This is a genomic window from Leptolyngbya sp. 'hensonii' (assembly GCF_001939115.1).
Taxonomy (GTDB): domain Bacteria; phylum Cyanobacteriota; class Cyanobacteriia.
The window spans coordinates 77,864-97,864 of record NZ_MQTZ01000004.1; the positions used below are offsets into that span (position 1 = coordinate 77,864).

A 20,001-nucleotide genomic window follows, 5' to 3' on the forward strand; every position below is an offset into this window, starting at 1 on the left:
GTTGATTCGTAGCGTTACTTACCTCAGAACAGTTTCTGTATTGATAGCGCAACTCAACTTGAAAGGGGATTGAAATGACTTTTGCTGAATCTCGTACTGACACTGTTCCAGTTCAGCTTCCCAATGGAGCGATCGTCAAAGTTGAGGTGTCGAAAACTGGCCGGGAGGATGTCAGTTTTGATCCAAAGCAATTTCAGCCAGTGGCAGATGCGATCGAGGGTGTAGTGCAGATGATTGCAACACCAATCCAAAAAGTAAGACCTAAAAAGGCGACGGTGAAATTTGGTATGGAATTGGCGATCGAGTCTGGGCAATTGACGGCAATCATTGTCAAAGGTTCTGGCAAGGCTAATCTGGAAATTACATTGGAATGGGAAGCCCCACCTAAGCTTGAATCATGAGCCAGCTAGAGGATCTGCTACAACAATGCACAGTGAGGTTGACTCTTCCTGGTCGTTTGGGTTGGGGAACAGGCTTCTTTGTGGCTCCCGGATGGATTCTCACTTGTGCTCATGTGGTTCAAGAAGCAAGAGATGAATCTGTTCAGGTGCGTTGGCAGAAACAGGAGAACTGGGCGCAAACGACAGTGGAGCGGTTGTTAGCTGACCCGCTTGATTTAGCCTTACTACGGGTAATAGGTTCTACCGAGGCAAATCAACCTTGCGTGTACTTTGATGAGGAGATTCGCTCCCGCGATCCGCTGTATTTATTTGGCTATCCTGACCAGGACTTTCCCAACGGCTGCCCAGTAACATTCAACTGCGAAGGGCTAACAGGGGATGAATCAGCACTAATTAAATTTGCTTTAGGGCAGGTGCGTCCTGGGATGAGTGGAGCGCCGTTGCTGAATCAGCGGACGGGCAAGGTATGTGGAATGGTGAAATTTACGCGCGATCGCTCCTTTGATCTGGGCGGTGGTGCCATTCCGACACAGATGATTCTGGAGCAGTTGCCTGAATTGCGATCGCTTCAGCAGACGTTTCATGGGCACGATCTGCGCTGGGTAAACCTAATTACATCGCCTGGACCTGACTTTCAGCCCTATAGAGAGGCGGTGATTTACCACTATTCTCAACAGCGTCACCTGTACACTCCAACCGATGCCCTGTTGTCCTTGGAAGCCCGATCAGTGAAGCGGCAAGCTCAAGACAATGGACGTGAACAGCCGACCCAAGAAACGGTTGAGCAATTTCCAGTGCTGGAGGGGTTGCGGAAGTATGCGCTTGGAAACCATCGGGAGCACGTGTTGTTGGCAGGGCGACCGGGTTCAGGGAAATCGACCACGTTGCGACAGTTGGCTGTGTCCTTGGCAGAGGAAGGTCAAGTTCCGGTGCTGGTGCAATTGAAGGGCGATCTCCCAGTACTAGAGGCAATCGCTAGTGAGCTAGAGAAAGGTGATCTATACGACTTGGAGCTAAAGGAGATTAAGCGGTTACTTCGACAACAGCAGTTTGTTTTGCTGCTGGATGGAGTGAATGAAATCCCCAATGAGTCCTTGCGCAGATCACTCATCCAATTTCGGCAGGATAACCTAACAGTGCCCATGATCTTCACCACGCGAGATTTTCTAGGAGGGGACTTGGGCATTGGCAAGCGGCTGGAGATGAAGCCCTTGTCTGAGGAACAAATGCGGGAATTTATCAGCAAGTATTTGCCGGAACAAATGCGGGAATTTATCAGCAAGTACTTGCCGGAACAGGGCGATCTCCTATTGGATCAATTGCTCAATCGCCTGCGGGAATTGGCAGAAACACCTTTGCTGTTGAAACTGATGTGTGATGTGGTTGGTCTAGAGATCAACCACATTCCCCAAAATCAAGGGGAATTATTCCAGTGGTTCGATCGAGATTACAAGCGCATTAAAAAAGAAATTGAATACGTCTCTGTCTCCGAGAATTTCTGGGAATTCAAGTCAGAGATTCTCCGGTATTTGGCATTTTCCATGATTCAAGGAGAGGTGCAAAGTACTGCTCTCCAGAAACAGCTGGAACCCTGGCTAACCATCCCCAATAGTCGAGCCGCAGGAATTTTGGAAACTTGGCTCCATCAACGGGGAACTGTCGATGCCCCCACGAAGGCAAAGCTGTGGCTCAAAGATTTATGCAACCATGATCTTCTTCAGAATGCCGCCAAGCCGGAAGAAATTGAATTTCATCATCAGTTATTCCAGGAATATTATGCGGCAGAATACCTCCTAGATCGATTGCCAAGTCTGACTGATGAGCAACTGAAGTGGGATTACCTCAACTACTTGAAGTGGACGGAGCCAATAGCGTTGATGCTGGCTCTAGTGAATAGTGAGGTGCAGGCGCTGCGAGTAGTGCAGCTGGCGCTAGATGTAGATTTGGTGCTGGGGGCAAAACTAGCGGGTGCAGTGAAGCCAATGTTTCAGGAACAAACCGTCAAATATGTAGAGAAATTAGCAGTACCGGCTTGGTTGAAAAGTCAACTCCTGAGAGAATCGCGATCTCATTATGCGGTTTCTGCCTTATTGGAATTGTTAGACCATGCTGATGCTGATGTCTTTATGACAGTAGCGATGATAATAGGCGAGTTTATTCCAGATAGCATTATAGTGGAGTTTTTTTCGAAGGTATTAGACGAATGTGATATTCATGGAAGTATGTCAGAAGCATTAAACAATGCTCTTGTAGATGATTTTACAGGTGATTTTACTGATTTTTGGACTCTTTTCGAAACCATAGAACAATTTGATCCTAAACTTCTTCTTCGCATAGCAACATTGGTAGTAAATCAATTTGAAATGAGCCAAGATAGCTTCTTGGAACTTATCATTCCCCACATTTTTAGGCTGATAAAAAATAATGCGATTGATGTAACTTCGGTAAAAATTGTAGAAAAGATGATGAGCCAAATCAGTTTAAACGCTGTCCACTCCGGTCGTGTCGAATTAATCGAAAGTCTAGGGAAACAAATGGAAGAGAAAGTACTAAACACAATCGATTTAGGCACTTTTCATATGCTTGCCAAACTACTGGAAAGTGTCAATCCTGATCAGGATTGGGGTTTAGAAAATCTGGCAACGAAGTTTATATCAGAGACTTCTGCTTCTGCTGCTTTACCTAAACTGTTTGAAGAGCCTGGTTCTCTTATGAGTTATTCAACAATAGACACACGAGTTAGTATTGGCTCAAGTAATTCTATTGATGAATGGATTAAGCTTCTTAGTAGTGTTCAAATTGCTGTACGTTGGGATGCTGCACAAGTATTAGTCAAGATAGCAGAGAAGCATCCAAATAAGATAGCTAGCTATCTTTCCTATTTCCTTACTCTCATTCCTACCCTGTCTGGCAAACAAGCTTTAAAGGTGATCACAGCTACCCAAGTCAACTGCAAGTTTTACAACTATGAAATCTTTCAAGCCCATCTAGCAGCACAGCGAACCGAGCGCCAAACTCACCCCAATGGCGATTCAAACGCCATAACTATAAAAACTTTAGAGAGTTTAACTATCATGAGTGACAAAGCACCAATCTTCAATCAGCAACATGCAACTATTGGCGTGAACTATGCAGCTGAAGGTAGCACCATAGAATTTACTCAGCAAACCAGTTCTTCAGAGCAAACCTTTGAGATTTTGCTCACTGACTATCAGCAATTTATTGAGCAACTTCAACAGAAATATCCCACCTTGGCAGACCCAACCACCGTACCTCAAATTATTGAAGTCGAGGCAAAACTCATCAAAGCCCAGGATCACCAGCGGTGGCAAAACTTCATCAACCTCAAACGGCTGTGGAATGGCGGCAAAAAAGCAGGTATCAAAGTTGGCGAACATTTTGCCGAAAACAATGTCTGGGCAAAAGGCGCGATCGCTTTTCTCGAAGGTGTTAGCGAAGATGGGAAATAACAATCATTGAACTAAAACCATAAACCACCATCAAATATTCCTGGCGAATCTGTGGAGCAAGCCTATCAACTATAGACGTTGAAGTTCCAGCAGAATTGCTGCGTAGTCTTCATTTTTCAACTCATTGCTGTGCTTGTTTGTGACTTCCCGGATAAAAGCTGTTATTCTTTCGGGCTTCCATTTCAGTCGCTTGGTGTAACGTGCGATGACCTGATCGACCAGTTGGTGAGGAATAGGATGATCAGCCATCACGTCTTTAAGGGGAGTTGGCTCTTCTAAAAAGGTTGTCAGGACTGGGCGAAGATACCAATCCGCTTGGACCTCATCAAAGGCTGGGGGTGCTGCTGTGAAGTAAAGTGCATCTAGCTCGTCATCAACCTCCAGCCAGCCAATCATCCTTGCAAGGAATAGCCACTCTTCCTCATCAGCTTCGATCGATCTGATACGTTCCGGCTCGATTTCAGCTAAGGGATTGTAGACACCGGCATACCAGGCTAAAGCTTGTTTTTCACAATTAACTTTCCAGTCTTCCTCTGGAGAAAAACGGGAGCCTGCTTCTACATCGCACTGACGCACCTTAGATGCTTGGGATGCTGAAGGCTTTTTAGCACGGCGCTTAGGCTTTGTAGCTCCAAATCCTCTTGACATGGTTTCTTCCAAGAACTGCCGACTGGGAAACAATGCTACTACCAGGTAATAGCAAGCTCTCTATTTTGATTACCTCTGTCTCTATCATGGCATGTCGTTCAAAATGTCATGCGTTATGCATGTCGCTCGACTATGATTTTTGTGGGATCAGATTTCTCAAAAGGGTATGTGATAGCGCAATGGCTCAAACTCGGATAGGCGTGGCTGCTCGAAAAGGTGGGGTAGGGAAAACGTCGATTGCCTGCGGGCTTGGATCTGTATTGGCGAACCAGGGTAAGCGAGTGCTGGTTGTTGACTTGGATCCACAATCTAATGCTGCTTACGTGTTGGGAACGGATCCGACTGCACCGGGAACATCTGACCTTTTGTCTGGTGGCACACCTGTGGCGTTAGAGGCAGCACCAGGACTGTGTGTACTACCGGGTGGACCAGATTTGTCTGGGCACGCTATTCAGTCTCTAGATCCAGAGGATTTAGCGGATGCAGTAGCAGCTATGGACTATGACGTACTAATCTTTGACTGTCCGCCAGGTGTGGAATATCTGGAGCGGTTGGGACTAGTGGCAGCAGATATTGCCCTGGTTTGCACCGATGCTCATCCTTTGGCGGTTATGGGTGCTGGACGGGTCATTAATGAGTTGAAGCTACGGCAGCAGAAGGGGCGGCGAGGTGCGAAGCGGTGGGGGCTGGCACTCAGCCGCATTGATTTGCGGCGCTCAATGGATCAATCGCTCGACCGACAGTTGGAAACTACCTATCCAACGATTGATCGTTTTATTGTTCACCAGGACTCTGCAGTCTCCTGGGCAGGGGCGGAAAGAGTTCCGCTGATGCAATATGATCCAAACTGTAAGGCTGCAAAAGATTTACAAGCGATCGCGGACTGGGTATTCAATGGCTAGAAGACGAAATAGTGCAGATTTGTTTGCTGAAGCGACTGCCACAGCAGATGCTATTCATGAGCAGGACCAGGCGGTTGCTGCCAGGTCTGAGCAGGAGCGAGTTCAAAAGACAAAACTGCCGTTGGATCAGATTCGAGCGAGAGAAACCGATACTCGCCCCTTAGACCCTCAGCATGTGGCGGCTCTAGCTGAGTCGATTGCGGCTTTAGGGCTGATTGAACCTCTAGTAGTAGATACAAAGGGGGTGCTGCTGGCGGGTGGACATCGGTTGGCAGCGCTTCAGGCACTACAGGAAACCAATCCAGAGGTTTACAACCAGCAGTTTTCAGATGGGCAAATCCAGGTTCACATGCTGGCGTTTGATGCTGAACAGGATCCAGAGCGGGCACTTCAAGTTGAGTTGGCAGAGAACGAAAAGAGGGTAAACTATACCCGCGACCAGATTGAGCGGTTGGCTGAACGATTGCGATCGCTCAACTACCGCGATGTGCGGGGTCGCCCGAAGGAAGGGGAGAAAGCATTAGGTCCTGCCCTTGCTGTGGCGATCGGGGTTTCGGCTCGTTATGTCCGTAAAGTCTTGAGTGAACAGAAGCAAGATGGGCAGGATCAGAAAAATAGGAACTCAGTTCCTATTTTCCAAAAGTTGAAGCTTTTGAAGAAAATCGAAGCTGCTTTGGAAGAATTGAGTGAACTGCCAGAGTCGGAGCAATCTGGACGATCGGAGAAAGCTTTACTCAAGGCACTACCCGCTTTCTTGTCCAATGTAAAAGCCTCTGCTAAGGATATCGAAATCCTGATTCGACAGCAGAAGTAGGTTTTAGGGCAATGAGATCTACTGGGGGAGTACCGTCCCCAATGTATGATTCCCTTTGGTGAGGGAACGATGATTGGACTATGAGTGAATTACTGCCCAGCGATTACCCAGAATTTCTGCGAAGCCTGAAAGCGAAGATACAGGCGCGCCAGACGAGAGCAATTCTGGCAGTCAACCGGGAACTGATTGCGTTGTATTGGGAAATTGGGCAGCAGATTGTGGAGCGGCAGGAAACAGCGGGTTGGGGTGATGCCGTGATCACGCAGCTAGAGCGTGATCTGAAGCGGGAAATGCCTGATTTAGAGGGTTTCTCCCGGCGTAACCTTTACCGGATGCGATCGCTCTATCTCGCCTATCGGGAGCAAAGTGAGAATGTGCCACAGCTTGTGGCACAAATTCCCTGGGGGCACAACACAGTGCTACTTGAAAAGGTAAAAGACCCAGCAGAGCGGGAATGGTATTTGCAGCAAACACTGGAGCAAGGCTGGAGCCGGAACATCCTGATTCATCAAATTGAGAGTAAACTCTATACTCGTCAGGTTAGTCAAACTAAAAGTCACAATTTTGAGCAAACTTTACCCAGCCCTCAGTCTGAACTGGTAGAGCAGGCACTGAAAGATCCCTATGTCCTAGACTTCCTCACGCTGAAGCAGGGAGCCAAAGAACGGGATCTACAAAATGCGCTGCTGGAAAAGCTGCGAGATTTTTTGGTGGAACTGGGCAATGGTTTTGCTTTTATGGGCAGTGAGTACCCCTTGCGAGTCAGTGATCAGGATTTCTACCTGGATTTGTTGTTCTATCACTATCGGCTGCGCTGCTTGGTCGCGATCGATTTGAAGATTGGGGAGTTTAAGCCGGAAGACGCAGGAAAGATGAACTTCTATCTGTCGGCGCTGGATGCTCAAGTGAAACATCCTGACGATCGCCCGTCTGTTGGCATTATTTTGTGTAAATCGAAAGATCGGCTGATTGCGGATTATGCTCTAGCGAATTTGAACCGGGCGATCGGGGTTAGTACCTATCAAACTAGAGAACTACCGCCAGAGATCCAAGCAGAGCTACCGACGCTAGAGCAATTGCAGCAGGCGCTGGAGGTGTCAAAACAGGATGACGCTAGTGATGACTAAGTAGGTAAGGGTGCCCTTTAAACACGTTTGATAAATGGTGTGGTCATTTAAGCCGAAGAAGCGAACCTACCACCCTTGTAAAAGGTGCTGTTTTCGATCTCTGGCACTCAATACTGTTGCACAAGATTCCCAAGGCACTTTTTTAACTTGATGGTATTTGAATTCAAAGGGATGTTTTTGTGGCACTGCGTTAATCGTTTGCTTGGCTTCCTCAAGCTTGCCTTGAGCCACTTGAACCCACACGTCTTCTAATACATCAGGGATTTGTCCAAAAAGTTGATGAATCGCTTCCAAGCGATCGCTCAGCAGTTCATGTACCCGGTCTTCAACTGAGCCTCGGTAGCGCATATTATAGATTTGAACGACATCGCGTAACTGTCCGATGCGTTGAATCCGCCCCTTTCGTTGTTCTAGCCGAGTTGGGTTCCAGGGAAGGTCAAGGTTGATCAGAGTGCCGAGTCGTTGGAGATTGAGTCCTTCGCTAGCCGCATCCGTACCCAATAACAAGCGCATTTCGCCTCGACGCACCATTTGTTTTAGGCTTTCTCGTTCTTGCCGACTGAAAACGCCATTCACCAGAACGCCAGACTTTTGCCCACCCGCATAAATTCCAATGACTTCTCCTTTAGGAAGGTCGCGGGAAAGTTGATCGGCTAACCAGCGAACGGAGTCAAAGTACTGAGAGAAGATGATGCAACCTGATTCTAACCAGTCTTCTTCAACAAGCAGGTGGCGAACAACCTCATATTTGGGGTCATCTTCCTGATTTGCCTCTAGCTTGTCGAGGAACTGCTCTAGTTTGTCCCGTTCAGATGGGGTTAATGATTTGGGTCTATCGTCTGGAATGGCATCTTCATCGTCTTCTTCCTCAATATCTTCCCAAGCTCCCAGCATACTCTTGGCGGTGTTCATGCCCGCGCAGATGGTGCTACCCACTCGCCGCAGCAACAGCGTCCTCAGGAAGCCTGATCCCTTCATGCGTTGTCCTAATAGGTCGCAAAACTCTTCTGCGATCGTGTAAGCATCTCTCAAATAAAGCGGCAGTGAAATCGACTCTTGATTGGTCTCGCCGTATAACTTAACTCTGACTGGCTTGAGATAGGGTTCATTCGTTTCGGGATCAATTGTATTTTCGAGGTAGTCTCGTGTACGGCGGACGATGTGACGGATGAAGGGATTATGGTGCGGACCAAAGTCTCGTGCGAGTCTACGAATTCGGTCTTTGTCAGGATTTCTCAGCTTATTCCAGGAATCACCAGGAACGACCGCAACCTCATCGGCGACTTTGAGTGTGCGGCGGATATTTTTAAAGTCAATGCCCTCGGACGCGGGAGGAAGTGGATTGCGAATCCAGCGCCATCGGTCTTGATCATCTTCAGGCAATTCAGCTTGCCCCATTGCCATCAGCAGCGCCTCGTCTGCTCGTCGCCAATTACTCCAGTCGGTACCCAATACTGCTTCGTTATTGATAGAGAGGACGTTAAGCAAGTCCCAAGCTTCGACGGGATACATTTGAACTGGGGTCGCGGTTGCTAGCAGCAAACTTTTGGCGCGAGGGGCGATCGCGCACAGGAAGGAGAGAAGATTGTTGGGTGTCGGTTTTTCAGCTTCACGATCGAGTCCTAAGTTGGCGCGCCGTGCCCGATGCGCTTCATCAACAATGATGCACTCGTAATTAATCTGTTTCAAATAATTGGCTGCTTCGGACTTGTTGGTGATTAACCCTTGAGAGACGATACCCACCCGACGGGGGCATTTTTTAATCCCCATTGCACCAGCAGCAGGATACTCCAGTCCATTTTCATCGACCCACTGTTTACCATTCCAGACCGCGCTTGGCATTTCTAACAGGTTGAGCATTTCCTCCTGCCATTGCCAGAGCAGCGGTTTGGGCACCAGAATCAGGACGGGTTTATCGCCATAGAGTGCCATGAGCATGGCGGAAAGGGCGAGCTGCATCGTTTTACCAAGTCCGACCATATCTGCCAGGACAAACCTAGCCCCGTGTGGACTTTTGTGTGCCTCAAATGCCAGGGTGACAAAGTATTTCTGGTGTGCCCAGAGTCCATACTCTTGACGGTAGACGGGGGTTTCAATGATAGGCGCACCGGGATCAGCCTCTTCGCGCCAGACTTCGACGCTGGGGAAGACGCTGCGTTGGGACAGGCGACCAATATCTTCAATCACGAAATCAGCCAGGTTGACGGCTAATGGGTGATGCCAAAGCGCATCAAACTCTTCTTGTACCCACTGAATTGCTTCTGGGGAATTGTCTTCCCACACGAGTTCATAATGCAGTTTCCAGGCATCATAGGTTTCGTTGGTGCTGCCCATGAAGCAGGTTTTTGCTCCATTTGCTGTTGTGATGACACCGGCTTTGCCATGTACCAGACCAAATTTTTCGCGGGGCAGCACTTTGACTTGCATCTTGCCCGATCGCAAAAACTGATAAAGTCTGGCAAATCGAGGTTTCGCTTTTTCGTTATAGTTTTCGGGTTCTGCGGCACACCATTCTCGCCGCATAGCATAATTGGCAGCTTTGGCAGTGTCTACATCTTGAACGTTGAGGTCAGAGTTGCAAATGACGCGGATTTGTCCAGTGATACTCTCAAGACTTTCTCCGGCGACTTCCAGGATGGAGGAGCGGAAGTAGCCCGCAATGCGATCGTAGGTTTGCGCTCCCTGGAGTCGTTGGTTCAGGAAGGTTTGATCGAGTTTGGTACGACGGGAGGAGAAGCGGTTGATCATTGCAAACGCAGATAAATGAGGATGAGAGGGCAAAGATCTAGGTAGCTGTGTCAATTATGAGTTGTTTGAATTGCGAGATTGAAACGATGGTTGTAGATAGCAAGCGTTGAGCTTCGGTGAAGTCTTTATCACCTGTGATAAAAACTTCAGCGTTTGCAGCCAAAGCACAGGCGATAAACTTGGCATCTTTTTGATCGCGAGGAAATTCAATTTCAAGATCGACTTCAACTAGCGTTGTTAGGGTCTCTAGCAAGTGGAACCATTGCTGCTTCAGTGCTTCAGATAAACCAAGTCGTTTTCGGCAAAGAACGGTTTTGTACTCTTCTAAAATTGCAGATGAGACAAGCCACTGATAGGCTTCCTGTTCCAGCACAAATAGAATAACGGCTTCAGGATCGCGATCGCGCAACGCTGCTGAAACAAGCACATTGGTATCAATTACAATCTTCATTTGCCAGCCCGATAAGCCTCAATTTCAGCGGCAATTTCTGCTTCGGTGATGGTTTGGGCTTGAGGAAGGGCTTGGGTCTCCTTCAACAGCGCTTTGAAGGCTTGAATGTGCTCTTGACGCTGTGGCTTCAAAACAATCACTTTAACTTGAATGCCTTCTGCGAATGCAGATTGATAGGCTGCCGGAATCTCAATCATTCCATTTTTGATTTCTGTCTGAAACTCTACAGCTTCCATTTTCTTCGCCTCCTTGATTAGATCTTCAGGTCATCTGCGTTCAAACACTGTCATTCTCTAATGTGCCTGCCAGAATTTCGGCGGCTTTGGCATCTACAGACCAATGGTTCATTTTGAAACCCATTGTGGCAAGGTAGCGGAGGATGTGGATCAAGTTTTTCCGTTGGTTCCAGTAGTCGCGAACTTCGGCGCGGAGCCAGGATTTACCTTGTTGAGTAGATTCAGTGCGAACGGTTTCGCGGATGGCGAAGAGGGCATTGCGGACGAGAGAGGCACTGAAACCACTGGTTGGATCAGACAGCCCACTCAGGTTTTTGGTGGTGAATTCGGTGGCGGTTTTGAGGCGGGTCTGGTTCGCTTTGCCGCTTTGCAAGAAGGATTTATAGTCTTTTACGCCAAAGCCGCGAGCGAGTTCTTGATAGGCTCCGGTGCGGTATTCGCCGTGGCTTTCGATGTCGAGTCCTTTGAGGTAGAAGCGTTCTTCGGGGGTGAGGCTTTTCCAGACGAAGGTGTCGAAGCCTTTGGGCACGAGGTAATCGCAGGCAATGACGACCGCTTGATCGATAATTTTCTCGATCTCGGATTTCTCGCTACCTTTCTTGCGGGGTTTGGAGAGTTCGTAGGCGATGTCGATGTCTTCGATGTTTTGATACTGGGTCAACACACGCAGGGCAGCAGCATAGGCAGCAAGCTGGTAGTCAGTATCGCCAAAGTTGGGGTCTTCTTCGTCTTCGAGTGCCAGCATAGAGGCGAGTTGACGTTTGACTTCCAGTTCCACTTTGGGATAGATCTCGTCGAGGAAGGCGGTGTCGTCACCGGTTTGTTTGCGGAGGATGAGGAGGACGGTGCCCTGGACGTAGTTGCCTTCTTTGAGGGCAGAACTGGTTTCGGTGGCGATGCACCAGGCAGCGGTGACGCGCAAGCCCGATGCCCAGAGAATGAGGGCGAGATCTGCCCAGACCCCAGCATCTTGATGGGTGAACATGACGACCTGATAGCCGTTGGCAGGCATGTGGTTCGCCAGGTTGCGGTAGCATTCCACCATGCTTTTGCGAAAGTCTTCGGCGCGTCCAGTGATCGCAAGGGCACGTTTGCTATCGGAGTACCATTTTGGAAACAGCCTAATTAAAGATTTGTCGTACCACGCCAGGAAAAACTCAGATAGCTCATGGTAGTTGATGGCATCGGCATAGGGTGGATCGGTGATCCAGGCATCTAAAACCGTGTTTAAGGTTCGGGCATCAATGGCGCGAGTTTGGGATGCAGGCAAACTATAGTTTTGAACCTCAAGGCAGTAATCAGATAAACCGGATGCTCCTTGCACGCCATATTGAATGTTGGTATTCAATGCCTGATTCGCAAACGTGTTTCTAATCCCGTCTCTGGATGGATCAACACCGCATAACTTGGAGTTCCTTTCTGCAAAACGACCAACCATCAACAGGCAGGCGACGCCGTTGGTAATAGAAGGAAGTTTCAATAACTCGGAAAAGCAGAGACCAATGATAAGCAACTGCCTTGCAGAAAATAGGTGATGCCAATGCGTCCAACCTCGTTCACGAATAGGTTGATCGGTGTTGTATCCTGGCTCAATTTGGCGGCTGGGGATGTAGCCCTTCTCCTGCCAGGTGGCAAAGCGTTCTTGCAGCAGTGCAATCACTTTCTGTTCCCGCTCCAAATCGCTTGCATCTGGAGCTAAGAAATAGCGTTTGGTTTGCGTTTTACCTTTGCTGTCAACGTAAGTCTCAATCCAGCGAATGCAGTACAGTCGCTCCTGAAAAACCGCGTTTGGAGGTGGGACAAAATCGCTTTTTCCCCAGAGCCGCAGCCCGTGTTCCCGTCTGCCGTCGCCGCGAATGATGGCGATCGGTGTTTTCTGCTGGCAATGGGGACAGACTAAATTGGAGTTGGCAACTGTGCCAGGACTGGCAAGCTGATCCAGATTCAGGCGTTTATCCACTTGCTGTACGGCAATTTCAAACGCTTGCTGATCGGGAATGGGAATGAGCTTGGCAAACGTGCCCGATCGCTTGCCAATCACCCAGGAGGCAGCCAGGGGAACTTTCCAATGACACTCTGGACAGATCACTTCATTGCAGTAGAAAAAGGCATCTGCTCGCCAGCCGTGTTCGTTATGCTCAATGCCCCATGCGGTCACCTGGCGATCGACGGCATCTGCCAATTGCTGCTGAGCTTCGGCAATTTGCTGGCTGATTTCTTCGCCGCCGCCAACAATATTTAATGCTGCCCAAGTGAGCAATGCTGCCACTGGATTTAAATCTGACCCATACGCCTCACACCCTAGACGAGCTGCTTCAAAAGGAACGCTACCCCCCCCAGCAAAAGCATCGCCGATTCTAGGAATGTGCCCAAACTGGCGTTCTCCGAGCTGCTGCACCAAATCGTTCAAACTATGAGCATCCGTTTCCAGATAAGCATTAATGTCTCGCCAAGCTGATTCCGAGAGATTGGTAACGTGTTCAGGGCGATCGCAATAATCGAGCTTTTCATCGTAAGTAAGTCGCCAAAAAACGGTTTTCTGAAGAATTACCTTTTCCTCTTTAGACAAATCCTTCTTCAACGTTGGCTTAATCTTGGAGAGTTCTAAATCAAACCACTTTACTCGTTCAGACTCTCGCAGACGAATGAAAAGTTCTTCGGGGGAAATGGGTTTGGATTTGCGCTGCCAAAGTCCCTCATCATCCATCGTCATGATTTTGAGGAAGATTTCGCGATCGCGCTTGGGGTTATCGGAGGTTGGGAGTAATAACCCAAAGATAACCGCCCGCACCAAAACAAGCGGCTTCCGTCCCCACCATTTGCCCAATCCCGTTAGTGTTTGCGTCAGGTGTCCAGTTCGCTCTTTGTAGCTTTCCTTTGACAGCTTTGAAACCGGAAATTGCGTCTCGATAAAGGACTGCGCCATAGGTCAGAAATCCAGTTCTTCAAAGAGTTCTGCCACAGCTAAGGAAAACCCAGGAACGATTTCTTCACCATCCAGCGAGTCTTCTAAGCGCAACAAGCGATCGGGGCTAGGGCTGTGATACACCAGCACATACTGCTCATCTGGGTGAATTACCCAAACCAATCGCGTCCCGTTGTCAAAATACTCCACGATCTTGTCGTGAATTTCCTCTACGGTGTTGTTAGGCGAAAGAATCTCTACCGCTAAATCGGGCGAACCCTGAAAGTAACCTTTGGGCAACCGCTTCACGCCTTGAAGCCGCTCTTTGGCAACAAACGACACATCGGGCGATCGCTTGTTCCCTGTTTTCATGGTGAAGGCTGTACTTGAATCGCAGATCACACCCAACTTTTGCGATCGTACTAATCCCCCCAAAAAGATAATCAGGTTGCTGGCAATATAGCCATGCTCCATCCCCGAATTGCCCATACTCACCAGTTCCCCATTCACCAACTCATAGCGCCCATCCTCGGGCAATGCCATGAACTCCTCATCCGTCCAAATTTTTTGCTCAGATGCAACGATCATGTCTGACTGCCTCCATTGGTAGCTGAGGCGGTTGTCCTTGCCCAAGTTGCCTCATCTTCTCCTAGCTTAAACAAGGGCAGTTCGACTGTCTCAGGGCGATAGTCTGACACTGGATTTTCAGTCAGGGCATACCGCACTGCCTTGCGCCACCCCTTCCCGCGCCCCGCGATCGCATGACCTGTGGCCGCATTCGTCATGGTAAACAGCCACCACCGCTCTTCGGGTGCCAGCCCCAACCAATTCTTCAAGGCAATGGGAATGAGTGCCGGGTCTGCCTCCTCGATCGCCCATGCCAGCAACACTAATTCTTTGCCAAACAAGCGCAAAATGGGAGTCTGCCCGCCCTTGCCTGCCTTCACCACCCACTGCCCAGACTTTAGCCCCAGAGTCCGCAACCGCTGGTTAAATTCGGCTTTAACCGGGTCAGCGATCGCCTCCCACTTCTGTCGAGGCAAAATCACCCGCATTTTATTGTCTTCTTGCCCCAAAGCGAAGCTCAGTTCCCGCCGAGCTTCGCTGTCGTCCCAGGTGAAATGCTCACTGATGAAAACATCATCTTTCTTGTGAGCCGGAATGGTCACCAGAAAATGGTGCTCCGATTCCGTTGGCACAAAGCCAAATCCTTCTGATTTTTCAATACGAGCTTTAGACATAAATTGCACGAATGCATTTCAGCGTTCTGGGTAGTCCTTATATTATCTTGGCTATCTCCGTTTCTATTGTTTAACTTCATCAGGCTTGACTTCTGTTTTCACCTCTGCTACCCAGTCCAACAAGAGTTGCCCATTGGGAAAGCGGATGGAATCAACCTCAATCTCCACTTCTCCTTCTGCCAACAGACCACGCAAGTGGTTAATTGTGCTTTCCAGCTTCTCAGCATCCAGCTTGAGGCGATCGTCGATCGACAGTTCCAGCCAGTTCTCGCCGCTAATGGTGATGCGCCCACCCGCAACTTCTGCCTGAAATTTCTTCAGCCGTCCCATAAATTCGTAGGCATCTTTCGTCGTGCTGGGATGGTGCGGGCGCTTCCAAAGGGCAGGTGCCTCTGGCTGAATTTCGACTGTGGTTTTGCCAGACGGTTCCCAGCGAATATCCCGACGATGTACCTCTGAAGCCAGTCCGTTTTTTTCAGCGATCGCCAGCACACACACCGTTCCCGGCAGTACTACAAATGGCTCAGCGTAACTACCTCCCGCCGTCTTGGGATCCGATCCATCCGTTGTGTAACGAATTGGGGCAGGGGGAGCCGATCGTAATTCCACCATCTTATCGGAGCCGTTTTGGTAACAAACCGACTTCAGGGTAATGCGGTTATGCCACGTTCTCGCCTCCCCTGCCTCATGCTCACCTTTAGAATCTACGCACAGGAAAGAAACTGCTAGCTCTTGCGTCTTAAAGCTTTTAGGATCAGCGACTCGCTGCGAAGCCGTCGTTGCGGGAGAACCGACCTCGTAGTAAACGGTGTCTCCGTGAACGGCGGTCAGCTTCAGTGTGACCTCACCCGTTTCATCATCCCGTTGCGCCTCGTACCAGCGAATATCGGTTTGGGCCTTCGGAAATGGTGGCTTCTCCGTATAGCCTCCTTCTTCGCGCCATTGATCCTTTAGAATCAGGCTGGTTCTGAGTTCATCCAACGCATCCATCCGGTGCCACTGCCACTGCGGATTCATCGCCGCGCGTTTTTTGATCTCCGTCCAGGGCATTGCCTTTTGGGTAAAGAGCCGAGCTTCACACTTCTTGCGGAAGGAATCGCTGGCAACGTCCTCCGTAAACTTCTGCTTCGCTCTCAACGCTTCCCGAATCTGCTTTTCGCCGTTATAGTCGTTATCCGTAAAGTTCATTAAGAAGTCGGCGGTGAGCAACCCATCACTGGAGGGATAGGTCAGGGTCGTGAAAGTCTCCCGCATGGCGCTTAAGAGCCGCAACTGAATGTTGTCCCGAATATCCCTGGCTGCCACGAGTTGAGGGTCATTATCGGGAACCTTCTCAAACTCCATTTCTGTGATGATTGAAGCGATCGCCTTCAGTTCAGCCGCATTCTCCAGTAGCGACTCCAGCGTGTTGCGGGAGCCAGACAGAAACAGAATCCGGTTTTTGTAGTCCAAATCTTCGTAGAATTTCACCAGATCACCGGGCAGCCCATTGCCGGAATCCGGTTCACAAACGATCAGCGTCACCCGATCAGACTTGATCGTAATCTCATCTATAGCCGGAAAAACTGACACATCCTGATAGCAGTCTTTCAGTGAAATTGGCTTGAAAGTGTCTCCCAAAAACGTTCTCAGTTGCTTTAATGAAGATTCGCGGTTAAGCCCTTCTGCTGTTGTCTTGAGCTTTGCTACCAGGTTCTGGACATTCTTAAAATAAAGCTTGCCTTCGCGATTCGAGTGCAGATACCAGGCTTTAGTTGTCAGCACCCCCAAAATATCTTTGGGTAGCTTGGAAACATCTCGACCCGGGGTACATAAGTAAGAAACAATTTCAGACAGAGATAATCCCAGCACGGCATTAGGCACATTTGCTAGGGAAGAGACTAAGAGCAACTTGGCAGCATCCTGAGCATCCGTTCCGCCCAAATGAGAGTCCATAATTTCGGCGATCGCCTGTCCACCTGAGGCAAGATCGTGGCTAATCGCGTTATCCAGATTGGGATTAATTTGAATGATTTCTCCTAAAGTGTCGCGATCGTTGAAATCCAGGTCGTAGGCGTGGATCAAATGAAGGTGGTCTGCTCGTCCACCTTCCGAATCAAATAGGCGGGCAACCACGACCCGCATCAGCCGAATTAAGCCACGAGTTTGCTGAAACCCAGGATTTTCCCGAAAGCGGGCATAGAGATCCCGAATCGCAAAATGAAACGGGTAAGATTCCTTGAGTTGAGTGGCAAAACTGTCGGGAGAAGCATTCGTGATATCCATTTGCTTAGCATCCCGAACTGCCTGAGCATAGGCACGGGAAACCTGCCAAATTTCATCCTCTTCAGGTAAGTCTTCAAACAGTCGTTTGCGAAGAATGTGGTAAACCTCATCTGTATTTAGTCCCACTGGCTCCAGGGTGACGGCTCCTCGTCCCACTTCTCCCTTCAGATTTTCCAGGGCACGACTAATTTGCTGGCTACCGCCTTCATAGGTTGCTTTTAAGTCCGAAATCACCACACAAACATTGGCAAGTTCTTCCTTCCCAACCGCTACCAATAAGTTAGAAATGGCAGTAGTCGTCACTTTTGATAAATTTGAATCCCCGATCGCCTTTGATTCGGCATTTTCCAAATAGGGCGGCAACTCGTCTAATAGGATCAGAAGTGGCTCTCCTTTGAGCAGGTTGACCCAGGCGGTCTGTCCTGGAGCCGATAATGGGGAGTAGTAATCCTTAAAGGCTTCTTTTTTGCCTAACTGCTCGGCGATCGCCCCCCAAACTCCCAACGGCGCATCACTCTCTCTCCCCGTGAAAGCAACGACCCTCACCGCTCCTAAATGACCACCTTCATAGAGACTGCCCATGACGGTTTGGCGCAACTCTGGGTATTTTGCCAATAGCCCTAGCACAATCATGTTGTGTGTTTTACCACCACCCATCGCCTGACTGAGAACAAAAACTCCCTGGTTAGACTGCCCATTGAATCGCCGAAACGACTCCCTTAACAGGCGTTTCATCCCCTGTGTCAAATAGTTCTCAGTAAAGAACTCCTCTGGCTTGATTCTGTTTTCAATTAAATCTGTCAAGTCTAAAACGACATCGCGACGGGAGCGATCGAAGACACTCTGACGGGGTTTACAAAGCTGTTTGAGGGTTTTCATGGGAGTCTAGGGTTTCCAATCAAGGCAATATCTGTAGGTAGGACGGGGCTAAGAAAGCGTTTAGAGTTATTGGCGAAACCCACCACAGCACTCGCGACATTCAAATAATCCTGACCATCTCTATAGTGATAGCTTTTTGAGCCAAGATTCTCCAAGAGGTATGACAAGAGCTGCATCTTGTACCTTTGCTGAAGCGGGGAACCAGTCCCTTGATAAAACTTCCTAAATTACCCAATTATTCATCAACTAACCCCTTGATTATTTTGGGCGAGATCCAAAATCACAGTCGTTTGGCGATCGATCAACGCCTGAAGCATAGAGAGTTGCTGTCCCATCTCGGCGCGCGGCTTTGCCGTTACCGCAAGGGTCGCCTCCCGTCGCTGAATCCTTGCTCTCCAGTCGCGATACTTCTCGCTCCCTGCCTTGCCCAGATGCTGATTCTTGTACTCAGGGTTCTTGCTGCTTAGCTTGTATGTAGATGTGCTCGCCTTTGGGCGCAGGGCTAATCCAGACGTTGATGGAAGCCACACTGCCAGAGCCACGAACGGCTTAGATGAGGTGAAGGAGGCGATCGCGCTCCGCTTCCAAATGGGGGCTGACCATTTTTTTCTGTCGATCTAACTACAAATCGACAGAATTATAGGTTCAGTACATTGGCGATCGCCAATTTTGCCTCTCTAAGGATAGTTCTGTCGATGACAATCTAAATCGACAGAAACCACCCCCTGTTTACCCAGCAACCACCGAGCGATAAGTTTTCCTTAAGTTCACCCGGTTTCAAAGTCCGGCTCTACCAGAAAATCAGTGTTTGAGGGTGATACATTAACTTCTTCGTATTTCCTAATGTGGAATTGGCTGAACACCCGTACTGCTTCAGCCGTGAAAATCAACCGCCACGACCAAGCCAAGATCCTCTCGCCACAGGAGATCGCTTGGTTGTTTGATGGCAGGGTGGGGTTCGTTTCAGATCTGAAGCTATTGCGGTTGCTGATTTGGAGTGGAAAAGAGGAAGGAATGGAGGCGGGAGCTTCGCTGTTGCCAAGGGCAATCGCCTCCCTGTCGTTGCTCTCTTATATAGAAGGATTGCCGACCGATCGAGATCGGTCGTTGTTTGGCATCTGCCTCTACACGACTGCGCGGGTCAATGAGGCATGTTCGTTGCATACCGTTGATGTGTATGGGACAGATGGGCGGGTGCGCGATCGCATTACCTTCCGACGCGCCACGACGAAGGGGAAGCAGGAGACGCGATCCGTCCCGGTGTCGCCGGAGTTGAGAGAATTGTTGACGGGGTATCGGAGCGATCGCCCCTATTTGTTTCCAGGACGGTGGGGGAGAGGGCATATTTGCCCGGAGTCTGCCGATGCTATTTTACGGGCAGCCTTTAAGCGATTGGGGATTGAGGGAGCCAGCACTCACAGCTTTCGACGAACGGCAATTACCTGGATGCACAATGAGCGAGTGCCGATCAAGCACATTCAATCAATCTCTGGACACAAGAGCCTATCTGCGTTACAGCGGTATATCGATGTGACGGAGAAGGATAAGGAGATGGCGATCGCCACACTGAGCTTTCGCTCATAGTGTATTGCATTAACAAACAACTTTGCTCAAATTTGCACAAACTTTGTTAAAAATGCCCCAATTCGGCAGGGTTTATCACCAGTGTATGCTGACTTACGTCTGTACAAATTCCCCGAAAGCCTTGCTCGTAATGGATAGAATAAATGCTTAATGGTCTCAATCCATCGTAAATCAGTTGGCATGAATCGAGGTGGATGAGGCATGCTTCGTCTACCTCGATTCAGAACATGGGTATATGCCACCGTTCCACAGGATTGATATAGAATGTTGCTCTTTGAAAGCACTATAGCAGGGCAATCCCGTAAAATAATTTTGCTGGAGCCGACATGA

15 protein-coding genes are annotated in these 20,001 nt (G+C 49.1%); 7 read left to right on the forward strand and 8 right to left on the reverse strand.

Annotated elements, in window-relative coordinates:
* Positions 1-74 precede the first annotated feature (74 nt).
* Complete coding sequence (locus BST81_RS02325; RefSeq protein WP_075596937.1) at positions 75-401, forward strand: CU044_2847 family protein; 327 nt, start codon at positions 75-77, stop codon at positions 399-401.
* On the forward strand, positions 398-3,871 hold the full coding sequence (locus tag BST81_RS02330; protein ID WP_075596938.1) for a serine protease: 3,474 nt from the start codon (positions 398-400) through the stop codon (positions 3,869-3,871). The genes BST81_RS02325 and BST81_RS02330 overlap by 4 nt, the downstream gene beginning before the upstream one ends.
* Before the next feature lie 69 nt (positions 3,872-3,940).
* Here the strand turns inward: BST81_RS02330 and BST81_RS02335 are convergent, their stop codons facing one another.
* On the reverse strand, positions 3,941-4,519 hold the full coding sequence (locus tag BST81_RS02335) for a hypothetical protein (protein WP_075596939.1): 579 nt from the start codon (positions 4,517-4,519) through the stop codon (positions 3,941-3,943).
* A gap of 200 nt (positions 4,520-4,719) precedes the next feature.
* Between BST81_RS02335 and BST81_RS02340 the strand changes: the two genes are divergently transcribed.
* From BST81_RS02340 to BST81_RS02350, 3 genes are all read left to right on the forward strand, one after another.
* Positions 4,720-5,421, forward strand: a complete 702-nt coding sequence (locus BST81_RS02340) for a ParA family protein (protein WP_290439409.1) — start codon at positions 4,720-4,722, stop codon at positions 5,419-5,421.
* Positions 5,414-6,235 (forward strand): ParB/RepB/Spo0J family partition protein, encoded by an 822-nt coding sequence (locus BST81_RS02345; RefSeq protein WP_075596941.1) that lies wholly within the window; start codon positions 5,414-5,416, stop codon positions 6,233-6,235. The genes BST81_RS02340 and BST81_RS02345 overlap by 8 nt, the downstream gene beginning before the upstream one ends.
* 80 nt (positions 6,236-6,315) lie before the next feature.
* Positions 6,316-7,362 (forward strand): PDDEXK nuclease domain-containing protein, encoded by a 1,047-nt coding sequence (locus BST81_RS02350; protein ID WP_075596942.1) that lies wholly within the window; start codon positions 6,316-6,318, stop codon positions 7,360-7,362.
* 66 nt (positions 7,363-7,428) lie between these two features.
* Here BST81_RS02350 and BST81_RS02355 read toward each other — a convergent pair whose 3' ends face one another.
* The 7 genes from BST81_RS02355 to BST81_RS02385 form a co-directional block, all read right to left on the reverse strand.
* Entirely contained in the window at positions 7,429-10,110 is a 2,682-nt protein-coding gene (locus tag BST81_RS02355; protein WP_075596943.1) for a phospholipase D-like domain-containing anti-phage protein, read from the reverse strand.
* A 37-nt stretch (positions 10,111-10,147) separates the two neighbouring features.
* Positions 10,148-10,561 carry a putative toxin-antitoxin system toxin component, PIN family gene (locus tag BST81_RS02360; protein ID WP_075596944.1) on the reverse strand — a complete coding sequence of 138 codons (414 nt, stop codon included), beginning with the start codon at positions 10,559-10,561 and terminating at the stop codon, positions 10,148-10,150.
* Positions 10,558-10,797 (reverse strand): hypothetical protein, encoded by a 240-nt coding sequence (locus BST81_RS02365; protein WP_075596945.1) that lies wholly within the window; start codon positions 10,795-10,797, stop codon positions 10,558-10,560. Before BST81_RS02365 ends, BST81_RS02360 begins: the two co-directional genes overlap by 4 nt.
* 40 nt (positions 10,798-10,837) lie before the next feature.
* Positions 10,838-13,723 (reverse strand): anti-phage-associated DUF1156 domain-containing protein, encoded by a 2,886-nt coding sequence (locus tag BST81_RS02370; protein ID WP_075596946.1) that lies wholly within the window; start codon positions 13,721-13,723, stop codon positions 10,838-10,840.
* A gap of 3 nt (positions 13,724-13,726) precedes the next feature.
* The gene (locus tag BST81_RS02375) at positions 13,727-14,290 is read right to left on the reverse strand and encodes a Uma2 family endonuclease (protein ID WP_075596947.1); all 564 of its coding nucleotides are present in this window, start codon (positions 14,288-14,290) and stop codon (positions 13,727-13,729) included.
* Positions 14,287-14,943 (reverse strand): DUF3780 domain-containing protein, encoded by a 657-nt coding sequence (locus BST81_RS02380; RefSeq protein ID WP_083636594.1) that lies wholly within the window; start codon positions 14,941-14,943, stop codon positions 14,287-14,289. Before BST81_RS02380 ends, BST81_RS02375 begins: the two co-directional genes overlap by 4 nt.
* Positions 14,944-15,006: 63 nt before the next feature.
* Complete coding sequence (locus BST81_RS02385) at positions 15,007-18,087, reverse strand: DUF499 domain-containing protein (RefSeq protein WP_075596948.1); 3,081 nt, start codon at positions 18,085-18,087, stop codon at positions 15,007-15,009.
* A gap of 456 nt (positions 18,088-18,543) precedes the next feature.
* On the opposite strand from BST81_RS02385, the gene BST81_RS27875 reads away from it, so the two are divergent.
* Together BST81_RS27875 and BST81_RS02395 are read left to right on the forward strand one after the other, a co-directional pair.
* Positions 18,544-18,708, forward strand: coding sequence for a hypothetical protein (locus tag BST81_RS27875; RefSeq protein ID WP_171974642.1), 165 nt, complete (start codon positions 18,544-18,546; stop codon positions 18,706-18,708).
* 222 nt (positions 18,709-18,930) lie between these two features.
* Positions 18,931-19,671, forward strand: coding sequence for a site-specific integrase (locus BST81_RS02395; RefSeq protein ID WP_253188053.1), 741 nt, complete (start codon positions 18,931-18,933; stop codon positions 19,669-19,671).
* Positions 19,672-20,001 lie beyond the last annotated feature (330 nt).